This is a genomic window from Blautia sp. DFI.3.45 (genome assembly GCF_020593505.1).
Taxonomy (GTDB): Bacteria; Bacillota; Clostridia; order Lachnospirales; family Lachnospiraceae; genus Blautia_A; species Blautia_A wexlerae.
On sequence record NZ_JAJDMI010000032.1, the window covers coordinates 23,236 to 41,029 of the forward strand.

The window sequence follows — 17,794 nt, forward strand, 5'->3', positions numbered from 1 at the left end:
TCTATTATTCATTTTCCAACTGGAACATCAGAACTGAAAGAATCGCAAGTCCTGCTGTCTCAGTTCTGAGGATTCGTCTTCCAAGTGTAATCGCATGGGCACCTGCTTCCAGTGCCTTTGCTACCTCTTCTTCCTCGAATCCACCCTCCGGTCCGATAAAGATACCGACAGACTGTCCAGGCTTAATCTCGCTGAGGATTTCTCTGGTTTCTTTCATTCCTTTGGCAAGTTCGTACGGGATCAGTTTTACATCTAACTGTTTCGCAAATTCCAGTGCCTGTTTGTAGGTCATTACTTCATGAATCTCCGGGATCAGCATTCGCTTGGACTGCTTTGCTGCACTCTCCGCGATCTGCTGCCAGCGAACCACCTTCTTTGCCGCCTTCTTAGCATCCAGCTTCACCACACATCGCTTTGTCTCTACCGGAATTACGGAAAAAGCTCCCAGCTCCACTGCTTTCTGGATGATCAGTTCCATCTTGTCTGCTTTCGGCAGTCCCTGAAAAAGATAAAGCTTATTGGGCAGCTCATATTCCGGCTCCTGTGCATAAAGGATGTGCAGCAGAACCTCATCCTCTCCCAGTTCTTCAATCTGACAGTGGTATTCTTTATCTCCTCCGTCACTGATCCACACATCCTCCCCACATTTCATGCGGAGAACGTTTTTAATATGATTTACATCCGTCCCATTGATGTGGATACGGTGTGCCTCTTCCTCAATCTGATAAGGCTCCACGAAAAAACGCTGCATAGGATCAGTCCTTTCTTGCTGTTACGGAAACCCACTCGCCTTGATGTGTCACTTCTACGACCGTCAGGCCTGCTGCTTTTACTGCCTCCACTACAACTTCTTCTTTCACATCAAGAATACCGGAAGTAATGTAGTAAGCGCCTTTTTTCATCTGGTTTACAATTACCGGTGTCAGAGGGATCAGAACATCTGCAAGGATATTTGCTGTTACGATATCATATTTTTCATATCCTGCCTGATCCTGAATCGCTTTATCGTCAATGATGTTTCCGATCACCATATCAAAAGTTTCATCCACGATCTGGTTTGCTTCTTTATTCTCTGCAACTGCAGGAACTGCACATGGATCAAGGTCTGTTCCCAGTACATGTTTCGCACCAAGTTTCAGGGCAACGATACCAAGGATACCGCTTCCGGTTCCTACGTCAAGCATCTCTGTATCCGGTGTTACATATTTCTTTAACTGGCGAATCACAAGCTGAGTAGTCTCATGCATACCTGTACCGAAGGCTGTACCCGGATCAATGTGGAGGATCATCTTGTCTTTATCCTCTGCTTTTACTTCTTCCCATGACGGTACGATAAGGATATCATCTACATAGAACTGGTGGAAATACTGTTTCCAGTTATTAATCCAGTCCTTGTCCTCTGTCTGAGATTCTTCAATGGTAGCTTCCCCGATGTCCATAAAATTCTTCAGGTCATCTAATGCTTCACGAACATCTTTCAGGATTGCTTCTTTGTCTGCATCTTCTTCCAGATAAAAATTCAGATAGGCAATGCCGTCATCTGCTGGTCCTTCCGGCATAATATCTACAAACATCTGAGCCTTGTCTTCCTCAGTCAGAGGCTGTTTGTCCTGAATTTCCACGCCTTCAATGCCGACTTCTGCAAGTGTGCTGATAACGATATCTTCTGCTTCTGTTTTCGTTTTTACTGTAAAACGGTTCCACTTCATGTAATTGTCTCCATTTCTTTATGTTATATAATTAACTATTATCATCCCAAAATATGTCTGGCCCATTCTCTGTTACTCTGCAGCTATTCCCATAATGTAGCATCTCACCACATCCAGTCAATTCTTATTTACCCACCGACTGCATGCTTCACTTATTTTTTCAAAAAAATGTCTGAATATCTCGTGGCGGTTTCCTTTGCTGTAAAATCTCCACGCCAATTCTACCAGTGCAACTCCGGCAATGGCATCCACCAGATAATGCTGTTTAAGCACCTGGGTAGAAATAATGATCAGTATTGCAAAAATCAGTGAAAAATGCTGATACCATTTTGGAATATTCTCTGATTTACTGACTCCGCGCCAGCTCAGCCAGCTTACATAACAATGGATTGACGGAAATAAGTTAGACGGACTGTTTCCACCATCCATAAGATAAACAAACTTAAGCATCTGCTGAGACCATGTAGTTCCTGCAATTTCAGGTCTGACATTGGTAGTTGGCAAAACCAGAAAAATAATAAAACATGTAATATGAACAGTCAGATCAGTTGCCACAAACCGATAAAATCCATCTTTTCCTCTCTGTGCAGCCAGAATATAATTCACTGCCCAAAAAGGAAATGCCAGAATATAAATCCAGATAAACTGTGGTATTAACGGCACTGCCCTGTCCAGTGACATGGTAAAATCAAAATGATATCTGTCTGCTGTCAGTACTCCGCTTCCCCAGTAAATAAGACAGTTTAATACAAAAATGCTTATCAGCGGCAAAATTACCCATACAGGGAGATACTTCTCCCGAAAAGCTGCGATCTTCTCTGTTTTTGTCAAATATCTCTCCATTTCTCAGGAAACTTTTATTCCTGTCTGTTCATCTGATTTTTACCGTTACTCTTCAATATACACGACTATACAAAAAAAGAAAAGAGGGTAAACCTCTTTTCTTTAATTTTCTTTTATAATTAATCCTCAAAAGTCTCTTTTAATTTATCCATGAAACTCTTTTTCTTCTTTTCCGGTTTTTCAAAATCATCAGAATCTTTTGATTTCGGACGGTTACCACACGCCTCATCGAATTTGCGCAGTGCTTCTTTTGCTTCTTCGTTGAGGTTTGTAGGAACCTGCACAACGAAAGTCACATAATGATCGCCACGTACATTCTTGTTTCTCAGAGACGGTACACCTTTTCCCTTCAGACGGATCCTTGTGTCTGTCTGAGTTCCGGGTTTCACTTCATATTCAACCTCTCCATCCACTGTGTTGATACGTACAGTACCGCCCAGTGCTGCCTGCGCGTATGTAAGAGGCGCAGTAGAGAAGATATTCATATCCTGTCTCTGGAAGATCGGATGACGTGCAACATTTACTTCTACAAGCAGATCGCCTCTCGGACCTCCGTTTGTACCCGGTTCACCCTTCTCACGGATGCGGATGCTCTGACCATTGTCAATACCTGCAGGTACAGATACCTGAATCTTCTTTCTTGAAGACGTATATCCGGTTCCGCGGCAGGAAGTACATTTATCCTTGATGATCTTACCTGATCCATGACAATCCGGACAAGTCTGTACATTACGCACCATTCCAAACATGGACTGCTGTGTATAAACAACCTGACCTTCTCCATGACATTTCGGACAAGTTACCGGTGAAGTACCCGGCTTCGCACCTGTTCCATGACAGGTGGTACACTCGTCTTTCAGTACGATCTCCAGTTCCTTCTCACAGCCAAAGACAGCTTCTTCAAAAGTAATATTTACGCGTGCGCGGAGATTAGCTCCCTTCATCGGACCATTATTGGCACGTCTGCTTCTGCTGCCGCCGCCAAATAAATCGCCGAAAATATCGCCGAAGATATCACCCATATCAGCACCGTTAAAATCAAAACCTCCGAAGCCGCCGCCGGCACCTCCGCCACCGTTTTCAAAAGCCGCATGGCCAAACTGGTCATACTGTTTTCTCTTCTCCGGATCGCTTAAGATGGTGTAAGCCTCTGTTGCCTCTTTAAATTTCGCCTCAGCCTCTTTATCTCCTGGATTTACATCCGGGTGATACTTCTTGGCCAGCTTACGATATGCTTTTTTAAGTGTTGCGTCATCGGCGCTTTTGTCCACGCCTAAGACTTCATAATAATCTCTCTTATCAGCCATGATTTTAATCCTATACCCGTTTTATTTATAACACAACTATTCAGTGAGAGAGACTCTCCCACTGAACAGTTATTATTGATATTTCCGTTGCAAATCTCTGCTTTTACAGAAATGTCACATTATACTTCTTTGTAATCAGCATCTACAACATCATCGTTGTTTCCTGCATCTGTGCTGCCTGCTGCACCGCCGCCCATATTCATGTCCGGTCCTGCCTGGCCGCCTGCCTGCTGTGTCTGCTCATACATTTTAGCGAAAAGCTTCTGAGCACTTTCCATCATCTTCTCCTGAGCAGCTTTGATATCTGCTACCTGAGAATCTGTCATCTCTTCTGCATTTGCAGTCTGAGACAGTAAATCTTTCAGTGCGTTCAGGTCTGCTTCTACAGCAGCTTTATCATTAGCATCGATCTTGTCTCCGGCTTCTTTCAGTGCATTCTCAACCTGGAATACCATGGAATCAGCATTGTTTCTTGTATCGATTGCTTCTTTACGTTTCTTATCCTGTGCTTCAAACTCAGCAGCTTCTTTTACTGCCTTGTCGATATCGGAATCAGACATGTTAGAACCAGCTGTGATTGTGATGTGCTGTTCTTTACCTGTTCCAAGATCCTTAGCAGATACATTTACGATACCGTTTGCATCGATATCAAATGTAACTTCAATCTGCGGAACACCACGACGTGCTGGCGGGATTCCGTCCAGACGGAACTGGCCAAGGGATTTGTTGTCTTTTGCAAACTGACGCTCACCCTGTACAACGTTGATATCTACTGCTGTCTGGTTGTCTGCTGCTGTTGAGAAAATCTGGCTCTTTCTTGTAGGAATTGTAGTATTTCTCTCAATCAATCTTGTTGCGATACCACCCATTGTCTCGATGGACAGTGACAGTGGAGTAACATCCAGAAGAAGGATATCACCTGCGCCTGCATCACCTGCAAGTTTACCACCCTGGATAGAAGCACCAAGTGCTACACACTCATCCGGGTTCAGGTTCTTGCTTGGCTCTTTGCCTGTTAACTGTCTTACTTTATCCTGAACAGCCGGGATACGGGAAGATCCACCAACCAGAAGTACCTGGCCAAGTTCAGATGCTGTGATACCTGCATCTGAAAGTGCACGACGTACCGGTTCTGCTGTCATTTCTACTAAGTCATGTGTTAATTCATCGAATTTAGCTCTTGTAAGGTTCATATCGAAGTGTTTCGGGCCTTCTGCTGTAGCTGTGATGAATGGCAGATTGATGTTTGTAGTTGTTGCGGAAGAAAGCTCTTTCTTTGCTTTCTCTGCAGCTTCTTTTAATCTCTGAAGTGCCATCTTATCATTGCTTAAGTCTACGCCTTCTGCTTTCTTAAACTCTGCAAGCATGTAATCTGTAACTTTCTGGTCGAAGTCATCACCACCAAGACGGTTGTTACCTGCTGTGGAAAGTACTTCGATAACGCCGTCACCGATTTCGATCACAGATACATCGAATGTACCGCCACCTAAATCGTATACCATAATCTTCTGTTCTTTTTCATTGTCAAGACCATATGCAAGAGCTGCTGCTGTTGGCTCGTTGATGATACGTTTTACATCAAGACCTGCGATTTTACCGGCATCTTTTGTTGCCTGACGCTGAGCATCATTGAAATATGCAGGAACTGTGATAACTGCTTCTGTAACTTTCTCACCAAGGTATCCTTCTGCATCTTTTTTCAGTTTCTGAAGAATCATAGCGGAAATTTCCTGTGGAGAATATTTCTTGTCGTCGATTGTTACACGATAGTCAGTACCCATCTCTCTTTTAATGGAAGAGATTGTTCTCTCTGCGTTTGTTACTGCCTGACGTTTTGCAGGTTCACCTACAAGACGTTCTCCTGTTTTTGTGAAAGCGACAACTGATGGTGTTGTTCTTGCGCCTTCTGTATTAGCAATAACTGTTGGCTGTCCGCCTTCCATTACGGCTACACAGCTGTTTGTTGTACCTAAGTCAATACCAATGATTTTTCCCATAATCTTGTTCCTCCTGTTTATTTTCAACTAGATTTGATATATTCTATATTTTCATGTAAATTAGTTGGCTACTTTTACCATACTGTGGCGGACTACGAAATCCTTGTAGGTGTAACCCTTCTGGAATTCTTCTACCACAATATTCTCACCAGCTTCTTCATCCTCCACATGCATTACTGCGTTGTGGAAGTTCGGATCAAATTCCTTACCCACTGCTTCAATCGGTTTCACGCCCAGCTCATCTAATGTGGTGATCAGCTGTTTGTAGATCATCTTCATGCCATCTGCAAAAGAATCTCCTTCAGGTGCCTGTGCAAGACCTCTCTCGAAGTTATCCACAACCGGAAGCATTTTCTCAACTATGTCCTTGGCTCCGATGATATACATACTGGATTTCTCTTTCTCCGTTCTCTTACGGAAGTTATCGAATTCAGCCATGTTTCGTTTCAGCCTGTCTGTAAGTTCTTCAATCTGCTGTTCAAATTTATCTTTTTCTTTTTTCTTCTTGCCGAAGAAAGAAGTTTTTGATTTGCTGTCTTTCTTGTCATCCTGGGAAGCTTCCTCGTCTCCGTCCTCTACCGGGATTTCCTCTGTTTCTGCTTCGCCGTTCTCTACAACTTCAGGTTCATTCTCAACAGTTTCTTCTGTTACCGGAGTATCTGTTGTCTCTTCTTCCTGAGCTGTGTTCTTTGTTTCTTCTGACACTCTCTATTACCGCCTTTCTAACTCTCTTTCTTAATCAGTTCGTCCAGCTGGACTTTCAAAGCCTTCAGGCTGTCAACTACGTTTGCATAATCCATACGCTTGGGACCGATGATACCGATGGTACCATGCATTCCTTTTCCAAGTTCGTAAGTGGCTGTGACTACACTGCAGTCTTTCATGGTCTGCACCGGCATCTCATCACCAATGTACACCTGAATTCCTGTGTTCTCTGTATCAGACATTCTCTCTTTCACCAGGTCTACCAGATCCTGCTTCTCTTCAAATGCTGAAATCAGCTCGCTCGCTTTGCTTGTGTCTGCAAGCTCCGGATACTTGAAAATGTTGGTTGCTCCTGAAGTATATATCTGCATATCGTCTTCGTCTACCTGGATGGTGTCTGCCACTGCATCAAGGACTGTGCCAACCACAGAGCCATGTACACCTGCCTGTTCTTTCAGGCGGGCAATCATTCCCAGGTTGATATCCTGAATGGGCACCCCATTTAAGTTGGTGTTAAGAAGAAGATTTAATTTCAGGATTGTCTGATCGTCCATCTCCTCATCCAGATTGATGATCTGGTTTCGGATGACATTGTTATCACTCACTACTACTGCCACAAGCTGAAGGGGTGTCACACGGGAAAGCTGGATGAATTTAATCTTGCTTCCGCTGTACTGTGGAACAGAGATCATTGTTGCATAGTTGGTATTGGAGGCCAGTACCTTTGCTACCTGCTTCAACATTTTATCCAGTTTGTCAGTTTTCTCTATCATGAGATCCTTGATTTCCTGAACCTCTGATTCCTTTTCTTTCATCAGCTCGTCTACGTAGAGGCGATAACCTTTATCAGAAGGAATTCTTCCGGCTGAGGTGTGGGGCTGTACGATATATCCCATATCTGTCAGGTCTGACATCTCATTCCGGATGGTGGCAGAGCTTACATTTAAATCTGCAAACTTGGAAATGGTCCGGGAACCCACCGGTTCGCCTGTTTCCATGTAGGTTTTGATGATGGCTTTTAGTATTTTCTTTTTACGATCATCTAATTCCTGATCCATGAAGTTCCACTCCTTTACTGCCTTTGTTTTTGGTTTGTTAGCACTCATGTTTTAGGAGTGCTAACACCTTATGCTCATAAGATAGCACTCTTGATTTGGTTTGTCAATATTATTTTGTGAATTTTTTGTTATTTTATGAACAATAGGGGTTATTAGGATTATGTTATAGAAAGGGGACGCGGGGAGAAATTATTGATATTGTGTGCGGTTTCGGACGCTAAGAGATACTAAGTCTGCAGAAATCTGCTAAAGGCATGAGCCGGCTTGTCAAACTCGCTCCGTCGCAGACTCCGCTCAGACAGGTGATGCAGCCGGCTCATAACGCAGATTTCTGCAGACTAAGTATCTCTAAGCATCCTGCAAATGCACACAATATCAATAATTTCTCCCCGCTGGCTGTTCAGGACGATTATACAGGCGGGGCTCTCGCCTGGGAGGCGAATCGCCTCTTCTATAGCACTATTTGTCTAAAATATCCAGATTCTTTTTCAGGTCGATCATTTTATCACGTAGTTCAGCGGCCTGTTCAAAGTTGAGGTCTGCGGCTGCGGCGCGCATTTGTTTTTCTACCTGGGCGATGAGTTTGGTGAGTTCTTTACGGGTCATGGACTCTGGGTCTTTCTGGAGTCGGACTTCGGTTTCGGCTACTGCTTTGGATACGGCGATGAGATCGCGGACTGCTTTTTTGATAGTAGTCGGAGTAATTCCGTGTTCTTTGTTGTAGGCTTCCTGAATGGTTCGGCGGCGGTTGGTTTCGGTGATGGCTTTGTGCATGGAATCGGTCATGTTGTCTGCGTACATGATCACGTGACCTTCGCTATTTCGGGCAGCTCGTCCGATGGTCTGGATGAGGGAGGTTTCGGAACGGAGGAAACCTTCTTTGTCTGCATCCAGGATTGCTACCAGGGTGATTTCCGGGATGTCCAGGCCTTCTCGAAGAAGGTTGATTCCTACCAGAACATCAAAAACATCCAGACGCATATCACGAATAATGCGGGCACGCTCTAAGGTATCGATATCGGAATGGAGGTAACGGACTCTGATTCCTACTTCTTTCATATATTCTGTCAGGTCTTCTGCCATTCGTTTGGTGAGAGTGGTAATCAGGATTTTGTGTTTCTTTGACACTTCTTTGTTTACTTCTCCGATCAGATCATCGATCTGGCCTTCAATGGGGCGGACTTCTACTTTCGGATCCAGGAGTCCGGTTGGACGGATGATCTGTTCTGCACGGAGGAGTTCATGATCATACTCATATTGTCCTGGAGTGGCAGATACAAACATGACCTGATCCAGTTTGGATTCGAATTCTTCGAAGCTTAAAGGACGGTTGTCCTTTGCCGAAGGAAGACGGAAACCATAGTCCACCAATGTCTGCTTCCTGCTCTGGTCACCGGCGTACATTCCTCCTACCTGAGGTACTGTGATATGAGATTCATCTATAATAAGTAAGAAGTCATCTCCAAAATAGTCCAGCAGTGTGTATGGCGGCTGTCCGGGCTTTAATCCTGACAGATGTCTGGAATAATTTTCGATTCCTGAACAGAATCCGGTTTCTTTCATCATTTCAATGTCGAAATTGGTGCGTTCTGAGATTCGCTGGGCTTCCAGAAGCTTGTCTTCGCTTTTGAAATACTCTACACGTTCTTTTAATTCTTCTTCTATTGCTACAGCTGCTCTCTGGATCTGTTCTGCTGGCACTACATAGTGGGATGCAGGGAAGATGCTGATATGAGAACGCTGGCATTTGATTTCTCCTGTCAGTACATCAATTTCTGAAATACGGTCAATCTCATCTCCGAAAAATTCTACTCTCACGGCTGTATCGGAGCTGTTGGCAGGAAAAATTTCCAAAGTATCTCCACGGACACGGAAGGTGCTTCGGTGGAAGTCCATCTCATTTCTGGTGTACTGAATGTCGATCAGTTCCCGGATTACCTCATCCCGGTCTTTGGTCATTCCCGGACGCAGAGAGATCATCATGTCAAAGAATTCCTGAGGGGAACCCAATCCGTAGATACAAGAAACGGAGGAAATGACCACTACGTCTTTCCGCTCTGACATTGCGGCTGTGGCCGAGAGACGGAGTTTGTCAATCTCGTCATTGATGGAGGAGTCTTTGGCAATATAGGTGTCTGAAGACGGGACATAAGCCTCCGGCTGATAGTAGTCATAATAGGAGACAAAATATTCCACTGCGTTCTCAGGGAAGAATTCTTTCATCTCACCGTAAAGCTGCGCCGCGAGAGTTTTATTGTGGGCGAGGATGAGGGTTGGTTTATTAAGCTGGGCGATGACGTTCGCCATAGTGAAGGTCTTACCGGAGCCTGTGACACCCAGTAAAGTTTCGAACTGGTTGCCTTCTTTAAAGCCTCTGACCAGACGTTCAATTGCCTGAGGCTGATCTCCAGTTGGCTTGTACTCGGAATGCAATTCAAAATGATCCATAATATTCTCCTGTTTTAATCAAATTTCACTTATCAAAAATTGAAATATGTTTAATATGGTTATATTTTCAGTATATCATCCCATATAAAAAAAGTACAGAGCAAGCGAATACCTGTTCTGTACTTTAACGTGTCGCGTTACTGTTCACTCTGGCTGCCTAAAACCGAACAAATAGTCTTCTCAACTTTTTCTGCATCAACAGGTTTTGCAATATGTCCGTTCATTCCTTTTGCCAGTGCCTTTTTTCTGTCTTCCTCAAAGGCATTGGCTGTCATGGCTATGATTGGAATAGTGGCTTTGTCTTTATCTGACAGTCCGCGGATCATCTCAGTTGCCCTGTAGCCGTCCATGTTCGGCATCTGAATATCCATAAGGATCAGGTCATAGGTGCCTGCCGGTTTCTGTTCTATCCTTGACACACACTGAACTCCATCCTCAACACGATCAACCATAAGTCCCATATCCTCCAGGATAAACTGTGCGATTTCCGCATTCAGATCATTATCCTCGGCAAGCAAAATATGTTTTCCGCTGATTCTGTCTGTTTCATCCACATCTGAAGATTTTTCCGTATCCTGTTCATAGTAGCTCTTATCAGCAATCCTGTATTCCAGGGTAACTGTAAATTTACTTCCTTCTCCCTGCTTACTTTCTACTTCAATAGTTCCGTACATCATATCAATATACTTCTTTATGATCGGCATTCCCAGACCTGTTCCCGCAATCTTTCCGTCTGTTGTATTTCGTTCCCTGGCAAAAGCCTCAAAGAGAGATGGAAGGAATTCTTCGCTCATTCCGATACCTGTATCAATTACCTGAGTCCGTATCCGCACATAGTCTTTCCTGTCACAGTCAAGCTCTGTGATCCTTATGGTAACTCTTCCCCCTGAAGCTGTATATTTTACCGCATTACTGATCAGATTGAGGAAAATTTCCTTGTTCTTCGTCTCATCGCAGATTACGTGCTCATGCTTGACATCATATTCCATCTTAAGGTGAATACATTTTTTCTCCGCTTCCGCCTGGAAAATTTTGTAAATTCCCTGATAAATATCTCTGATCTTCACATAATCTTCATCCAGTTCCACCTTACCGCTTTCAATCCGGGCCATGTCCAGCACATTATTGATAATAGACAGAAGCAGATTTCCGGACTGTTCCATCTTCTCCTGATAATCCAGAAGTTTCGGATCAGTCAGTTCCCTTTTTATCAGCTCACTGTATCCCAGCAGGGCATTCATGGGTGTCCGGATATCGTGAGACATATTGAAAAGGAACTCTGATTTGGCGGCATTAGCCTTTTCTGCCTGAATCTTGGCTTTTCTCGCTTGTATCAGCAGATAAACTATAATCCATACAATAATCAAGACCACACTTACAAACCAAATGGAAACTACCCGCAGATTATCCTTTATGTATTCTGCCAGAGTAACCTTGCCCGGTGCGTTTTCATATACGTAAAACTGACTGGAAAGTCTGGAAGCAGGCAGAGTCTGAATGGTTTTGTTCAGGATATTCATTAATGTTGTGTTTTCCCTGGTGACCGCAAAGCAGGAAGCGCCGGATTTCGTAAGAAAAATACTGCGCATTTTGCTGTCCTCCAGTGTCTTTAATGACTGTCCTGCCTTCACAACAAAGCAGTCTGCCTCTCCACTTTGAACTGCTTTATCGGCCTCAGCAGATGAGTCGTATTCCTTTATTTTCCAGAATGGATAATTAAAAGAAATATACCACTTCCCCAGCAGGTTATTCCTGCTCACTGCTACTGTATTCTCTTTATTTTCATCAAACTTCTTAACACCGGTGAGTACTGCAACATTAATTTCAAAAACAGTATTTGACAATACAATATCATTCTGCTCAGCTTCATATGGATTCTGGTTCATATGAAAAATCATATCAATCCTGTTATCCTTTAATGCCTGCAGCTCTTTCTCCTGGGATTCAAAACCTGTCAGTTGAAATTCTATGGCTTGTTCACCCAGATAACCGGATACCAGACTAATATAATCGTTAATAATTCCTACCGGTTTCTCTGACTCCGTATCCACAAGGCTGATACCCACATCATTTTTCAGATATCCAATCCTGACCGCCCCATGCTGTTCCAGCCAGTTCTGTTCCTCATCCGTAAGAGTTTCAAGGGAATTTGCAGAGAGATACCTTTTATAAAGATCGTCTGTATAAAAAGGATTCTCCCTCTCTATCTTCTGCATTACCTGATCCAGCTCTTCTTTCAAATCCGGGCGTTTTTTGCTGACTGCAAAATAATTATAGGAGCTACCAATCAGAATAGCAGGAGAAATATCGTCTCTTTCCCACTGTGGAGATTCATTTAAAACAAATCCGTCAATTTCATGATTTTTCAATTTCTGACGAACATCATCTGCACCGGTAATATCAACCTGCTGCGTGTTCACTCCATGACTTTTCTCCCACTCATGGAACATTTCGGCAGGAAGTGCATTCGGCAGCATACCGATTCTTTTTCCATTTAATGTAGTCAGATCTGAAATGGAGATATCTGTATTAGAAGTATCCACATACAGGTAATATTTATCCTCTCCCATAGGCAATTCTGAAAAAAGCATGGAAGTGGAACGTTCCTCTGTATAGGAAATGCCTCCCAGCAGATCGATCTGTCCATTTTTCAGCATACTCATCAGTTCTGCCCAGCTTCCCTCCACATATTCATATTTCCATCCGGTATGCGCAGCTACTGCCTGCTGGTATTCGTAGCTGTAGCCTCTCCTCTGACCGTCTGGTCCTGTGGTATTATAGGTTCCCTCATACCAGCCTACTCTGACTGTTTTGGATTTTGCTTCCTCTGCTGATACAGGAAGGGGAAGCACAGTAATATATAAAATAAGGCATAATAAAATGCAGATATGTCTCTGTACATTTAACCTAAACTTTTTCATATAACTTTCTCCAAATGATTTTGTGTCTATCCGGTGAAGATATCTCAACAGATTATTGCCTTTTTCATTTACTTCACCCGGGTTATGGAAACATGTATCATGCTTCTGCAGATATCATACCTTATTTTCCGTCATTGCAACAGCCCTATATTTATTTTTTATACTCATTTTTCAGTTTTCAGATAATCTTTCCCTGCCAAAATTCAATGCCTATAGCAATTCCATAAAATAATGCAATCAAGACAGTTCAGCAGCGTGCGAAGGACAAGAAAGATACCTGCAGGATAATTTTTTTATTTCAAGGCAGAGAAAAGAGATTCAGCAGTGGCATAATCATTTGTACGCCAAGTATTAAAGTTACTATTTATTTGAATTTCGTATACAGAAAAAAGCAGCCCACTGTGTCCGTTGCTATCCGCGATCTGGAAATTGAATTCGGCATCAGCCTTTTTTATAGAAAAGGAAACAGACTGATCCTTACTGAAGAAGGCGAAGAGCTTTATAATAAAGCCACTTACATTCTTCAATACTGCAACGAGCTTCAGGCAGATTACTCCAGTATGGCGAGAGTGAAGCCTCCTATTCGTATTGGGATCCCGCCTATGCTGAGCACCGTCTTTTTCCCTGAGCTTCTCACCGCATTTCACCGGCAATATTCGGAAATTGCTGTTGTTCTGAAGGAATATGGCTCTGTCCGTGCCTGCAATCTGGTACAGGATGACACTCTGGATCTGGCTCTGGTAAATATGGAACAGTATAATATTGATAAGTTTAACAAGGCTCTGCTATGAAAGCAGTAATACAAAAGTAGTAACTGTGACATCTGATGGTGTAATCAAAGCTATGAGAAAGGGAAACTGTAAGATATGGGTATATGCACAGAATGGTATATATAAAGTGATTACAGTTACAGTAAAATAATTTTTATGTGCGCATCAGTTTTACGGCTGATGCGTATATTTTTATGACCACATGAGGTCATGCATATTGGAGTCAGACTCCACGAAATACCGATATGTTCAAACACACTCCAAAAGATAGTCAAATGAATAGTTTGATATCAGAAATCCATTGCAGATTGTCCAGAGATACCATAACGATTGAGCTCCGAAAAATATATATAAAAATTTTATATATGTATTGACATTGTGGTAGCATCGAAGTATAGTATATGTAAAATTTATATATATAAATATTTTACATATATATCAGGAGGTGATTCAATGTATTTTCCGGTATCAGCATTATTGATTGAATATATGATACTGTCAGTGGTAGAAAGCAGGGATTCTTATGGCTATGAGATCAGTCAGACAGTGAAGAAGGCTGCTGACATTAAAGAATCTACGCTCTATCCCATATTGAAGAAGTTACAAAGTGCAGGATATCTGACTACCTATTCGCAGGAGTATCAGGGAAGAAAGAGAAAATACTATTCCCTTACAGAAGAAGGCAAGGCACAGATTGCATATCTGAGCAATGAATGGCAAATCTACAAAGACACTGTAGATGGGATTATTGAAGGGAGGATAAGAGGTTGAGCAGAGAGGAATATTTAAACCAGCTGCATAAATATCTGCGGAAGCTTCCGAGACAGGACTATGAAGATGCAATGGAATATTTTACCGAGTATTTTCAGGAGACAGATGAGGAAGGAGCAGAAGAACTGATGAAAGAACTTGGTACGCCGAAGGAGGCTGCCAGAGAACTGATGGCGAATCTTCTGAATAAGAAAATAGAAGATCATCAGAATTATGAAACAGATGGACAGACCAGAGCAGAACAGAAAGGTTCCGGAAAACATGTGGTATGGATAGCGCTATTGGTATTATTTGCAGCACCGGTAGGAGCTCCGCTTCTGGCAGCATTTGCTGCAGTCGTTCTTGCATTAGTTGTGTGTGTATTTGCAATTTTGTTATGTGTAGTTTTATGTCTGATGCTTATTGGCGGGAAAATCCTTGTCCGCGGTATACTGGCAGTCCCGTTTTCTATGAGCGGTTTTGCAATGCTTACAGGAAGTGGGCTGTTGGCTGTGGGCGCTGGCATCCTTGGTGTACTGTTGTGCGTATATCTATGTAAATGGAGCAGCATGCTAATTGCGAAGCTGGTACGCCGGATCACTGGCAGAAAGAGAGAGAGGTTAGAACGATGAAAAGATGGGCAAAGGCATGGCTTGCAGTAGGAGTCGGATGCTGTGTATGTGGTACAGCTTTGACGGGCATCGGTGTTGCGAGCGGTGGAAGTAAATATGTGAAATCAGCGGATTTAAACAAAATGGATGGAGCTGCAAAAAAAAGCGATAATGAGATGGTTCTTAAGAAAACAAAGCTTGATGATTTCGACTCAGCAGACATCTCCATGACAGATATGAATTTGCAAGTAGTCAATTCAAATGATCAGTACTGTTATATTTCTTATCGGGCATCCGATCAGAAAAAGGATCCGATCAGTTATCAGGTAAAGGATGGTAAATTAAGGATTCAGGAAAATAACAATGATGGGAAGACTTATTATCATGTTGATATCGGATTTTTGTCGGGTCTTTTGGGTGAAGGAACACTTACTACAGATGAAAATGTGGTAACAATTTACGTGCCGGAAGGTCAGAAATGGAAGCTTGCAGATATTAAATCGGATATGAGCAATATATTGCTGAATGGATGCGAAATCGAAAATGGAGCCGTTCAGACGGATTCAGGAGATGTATTTTTTAAAAATTGTGATTTCAATAATCTGAAAGTGAAAACGGATATGGGTGATCTTTGTTTTATTGGTAAAGAAGACGTGATGCGCACATGGAACATACAGGTGAATACTGATATGGGAGATATCAATGTAGATGATGCGCTGACCGGTAAGATGGTGGAAGACCAAGATGACTGTGATATTTCTTACACACAAAAAGGAACGGGCGGAAATCTGGTGATCCAGACTGACAGTGGAAATATAAGGCTGAAGTGCAGATAACGTTACTGTTTACTTCATTCTCAACAACAGAGCCTTTCCCTGAAATTTTCCGATTGACATTCAAAAAGGAATGCTGAATGATTTTTCAAACACGCTCTAATACGCTCATTCTTTTTGACTGAAAATTTCTATCTAATCATAAAATATAAATAAACATATCAGGGTCAGAAGTTTCCAAAATCTCATCGTATAAACACGAATGATCTAAGAATCTTCTGACCCTGATATTTATTTGCGTTCTACAATATGATAGTAAGAACGCGCCGTCATAAGATAAATCAACCCATACACAACAGCAAAGATCAATACTGTTCCCGCCGTACATCCAATAAACAGCTTCGTATTCGTCATTCCGAAAAGTAAAAGTAACCGGCGGATCATTGGAAATGCCATGGTAATATGAAGCATTGCCATTAACAGCGGGAGGAAAAATACCATCAGAATCTGTCTGCGGACAGAACTTCTGACCTCCCGAGACTTAATCCAACCTTCTGCATGATCTCAAATCGTTTCTGATCTTCATATCTTTCGGAAATCTGTTTATAATAAATAATCATAGCTGTTCCCATAAGGAAAAGAGAACCGAGAAAGATTCCGATAAACAAAAGAGAACCATTATCCGCATAATAGGACTCATATTCCTGCTGGCGGATTCCGGAAGTTATCCATGAGTTTTCTGACAAGCCTCCGTTTTTCGTGAACCTCACATGACTAAAGTCACATGCTTCCAGACGCTTTAGGCGTCAGACTGAATATCGGCGGATACGCCTGTAACTTAGGTGCGCAGTTATGCGCATTTCCCATGCCAGATATGGCTGGTTCCCACATTACAGGTAGTCCGCTGTATATCTGCCTGTATCTATGCTGCTTTTAAAAATTCCATTTCTGAATGGAGTTTCCTCAGATCTGCATAGACACATGAGGTTCTACGCTTTACAGAAGGGACTTTTGCCTCCAGTAAAGACCTTTCCGTTGCCGGAAGGGGTTTTAAAAGTTCCCTTATAAAATATCTCGCCCCTATATTACAGGATGCTGACAGGTCACAATTATATCGTTTTCCTGTCTGAAAAGTACAGAGGCTGTGGTTTTTCCAGTCGCGTATTACCACCCCGGAACCATCATAAGCCAATCTGCTGGTATTCCATGCACAGATCCGGGATACCCGCATCCCTTTCCTGTGTGCCTGATGTTCACAGCACTTCTGGATATCTCTTTTTCTCCACAGGTGCAGTTTCTGCTTTTTCTTTCCCGATATCTTCCCCTGCATCTCCAGATACTCGAACACGATCACATCTGCATGGTTTTCTTCCGCATATCTTACAATCGCACCTGCAATCTTTTTGCCCAGTTCTGTATTCAGACGTTTCGTATATGCCCATCTTCCCTGTGTCTGCGCAGAACCATGTTCCCTCTGGGATCTGCGGATCCGTCTCAGTGTGCGGTACATCCGGTCTTTTTCACTGGGATGATCTATGAATTTTCTTCCCAGGACAGTTCCGTCTGCCCGCATGATGGTACAGACTGCATCGGTATTGATCCCTAAGTCCACGCTGCAGATAACCTGTTCTTTCACAGGTGTTTTGGTAAGTGTTACTTCTTCTGTATAGGAAAAACGCAAAAAGTACTTCTGGTGTCTCTTTTCCAGAGTCGGGGCAGATGCCTTTTTCCCTGACCAGTATTTTCTCAGATATGCCATATCTGTATGAGCCAGACGTACACAGAACCATTTCCAGTCATGGCCGTCATAGAGTTTCAGGTATGCTTCGTCTTTCCCTTCCGCTCCCTCACGATACATGACATCACGGTAGAAGACCGGCATGGCGTGATTTTCATATACAA

General features: G+C 42.8%; 17 protein-coding genes. 5 read left to right on the forward strand and 12 right to left on the reverse strand.

All coding sequences use genetic code 11. The annotated features are described in order from the left end of the window. Window positions 1-4: 4 nt before the first annotated feature. The 9 genes from LJE09_RS11745 to LJE09_RS11785 form a co-directional block, all read right to left on the reverse strand. Window positions 5-751 carry a 16S rRNA (uracil(1498)-N(3))-methyltransferase gene (locus tag LJE09_RS11745; protein ID WP_055058742.1) on the reverse strand — a complete coding sequence of 249 codons (747 nt, stop codon included), beginning with the start codon at window positions 749-751 and terminating at the stop codon, window positions 5-7. 4 nt (window positions 752-755) lie between these two features. Next, entirely contained in the window at window positions 756-1,709 is a 954-nt protein-coding gene (gene prmA / locus LJE09_RS11750) for a 50S ribosomal protein L11 methyltransferase (RefSeq protein WP_022381215.1), read from the reverse strand. Between the two features lie 117 nt (window positions 1,710-1,826). After that, window positions 1,827-2,540, reverse strand: a complete 714-nt coding sequence (locus LJE09_RS11755; RefSeq protein ID WP_020994104.1) for a phosphatase PAP2 family protein — start codon at window positions 2,538-2,540, stop codon at window positions 1,827-1,829. 131 nt (window positions 2,541-2,671) lie between these two features. Then, a complete protein-coding gene (gene dnaJ / locus LJE09_RS11760) occupies window positions 2,672-3,859 on the reverse strand; it encodes a molecular chaperone DnaJ (RefSeq protein ID WP_022381214.1) in 1,188 nt (395 codons plus the stop codon). Between the two features lie 119 nt (window positions 3,860-3,978). Continuing rightward, complete coding sequence (dnaK, locus tag LJE09_RS11765) at window positions 3,979-5,856, reverse strand: molecular chaperone DnaK (RefSeq protein ID WP_008707391.1); 1,878 nt, start codon at window positions 5,854-5,856, stop codon at window positions 3,979-3,981. Between the two features lie 60 nt (window positions 5,857-5,916). After that, window positions 5,917-6,561, reverse strand: coding sequence for a nucleotide exchange factor GrpE (gene grpE / locus LJE09_RS11770; protein WP_022381213.1), 645 nt, complete (start codon window positions 6,559-6,561; stop codon window positions 5,917-5,919). Between the two features lie 17 nt (window positions 6,562-6,578). Continuing rightward, complete coding sequence (hrcA, locus tag LJE09_RS11775; protein WP_008707388.1) at window positions 6,579-7,619, reverse strand: heat-inducible transcriptional repressor HrcA; 1,041 nt, start codon at window positions 7,617-7,619, stop codon at window positions 6,579-6,581. A 459-nt stretch (window positions 7,620-8,078) separates the two neighbouring features. After that, a complete protein-coding gene (gene uvrB / locus LJE09_RS11780; protein ID WP_008707386.1) occupies window positions 8,079-10,067 on the reverse strand; it encodes an excinuclease ABC subunit UvrB in 1,989 nt (662 codons plus the stop codon). Window positions 10,068-10,204: 137 nt separating this feature from the next. After that, the gene (locus tag LJE09_RS11785) at window positions 10,205-12,988 is read right to left on the reverse strand and encodes a transporter substrate-binding domain-containing protein (protein ID WP_227311356.1); all 2,784 of its coding nucleotides are present in this window, start codon (window positions 12,986-12,988) and stop codon (window positions 10,205-10,207) included. A 401-nt stretch (window positions 12,989-13,389) separates the two neighbouring features. On the opposite strand from LJE09_RS11785, the gene LJE09_RS11790 reads away from it, so the two are divergent. From LJE09_RS11790 to LJE09_RS11810, 5 genes are all read left to right on the forward strand, one after another. Next, a complete protein-coding gene (locus LJE09_RS11790) occupies window positions 13,390-13,779 on the forward strand; it encodes a LysR family transcriptional regulator (RefSeq protein WP_227311357.1) in 390 nt (129 codons plus the stop codon). 25 nt (window positions 13,780-13,804) lie between these two features. After that, complete coding sequence (locus LJE09_RS19210) at window positions 13,805-13,909, forward strand: hypothetical protein (protein ID WP_172678371.1); 105 nt, start codon at window positions 13,805-13,807, stop codon at window positions 13,907-13,909. A 302-nt stretch (window positions 13,910-14,211) separates the two neighbouring features. Then, window positions 14,212-14,529 carry a PadR family transcriptional regulator gene (locus tag LJE09_RS11800; RefSeq protein WP_025579216.1) on the forward strand — a complete coding sequence of 106 codons (318 nt, stop codon included), beginning with the start codon at window positions 14,212-14,214 and terminating at the stop codon, window positions 14,527-14,529. Further along, window positions 14,526-15,140, forward strand: coding sequence for a DUF1700 domain-containing protein (locus LJE09_RS11805; RefSeq protein ID WP_055052532.1), 615 nt, complete (start codon window positions 14,526-14,528; stop codon window positions 15,138-15,140). Before LJE09_RS11800 ends, LJE09_RS11805 begins: the two co-directional genes overlap by 4 nt. After that, window positions 15,137-15,955 (forward strand): DUF4097 family beta strand repeat-containing protein, encoded by an 819-nt coding sequence (locus LJE09_RS11810; protein ID WP_025579219.1) that lies wholly within the window; start codon window positions 15,137-15,139, stop codon window positions 15,953-15,955. Before LJE09_RS11805 ends, LJE09_RS11810 begins: the two co-directional genes overlap by 4 nt. 228 nt (window positions 15,956-16,183) lie before the next feature. Here the strand turns inward: LJE09_RS11810 and LJE09_RS11815 are convergent, their stop codons facing one another. The 3 genes from LJE09_RS11815 to LJE09_RS11825 form a co-directional block, all read right to left on the reverse strand. Next, the gene (locus tag LJE09_RS11815) at window positions 16,184-16,393 is read right to left on the reverse strand and encodes a hypothetical protein (protein ID WP_025579221.1); all 210 of its coding nucleotides are present in this window, start codon (window positions 16,391-16,393) and stop codon (window positions 16,184-16,186) included. Beyond that, window positions 16,393-16,638, reverse strand: coding sequence for a hypothetical protein (locus tag LJE09_RS11820; protein WP_227311359.1), 246 nt, complete (start codon window positions 16,636-16,638; stop codon window positions 16,393-16,395). Before LJE09_RS11820 ends, LJE09_RS11815 begins: the two co-directional genes overlap by 1 nt. A 176-nt stretch (window positions 16,639-16,814) precedes the next feature. Further along, on the reverse strand, window positions 16,815-17,794 hold a 980-nt coding region (locus LJE09_RS11825; protein WP_227311360.1), incomplete at its 5' end, for an IS200/IS605 family accessory protein TnpB-related protein.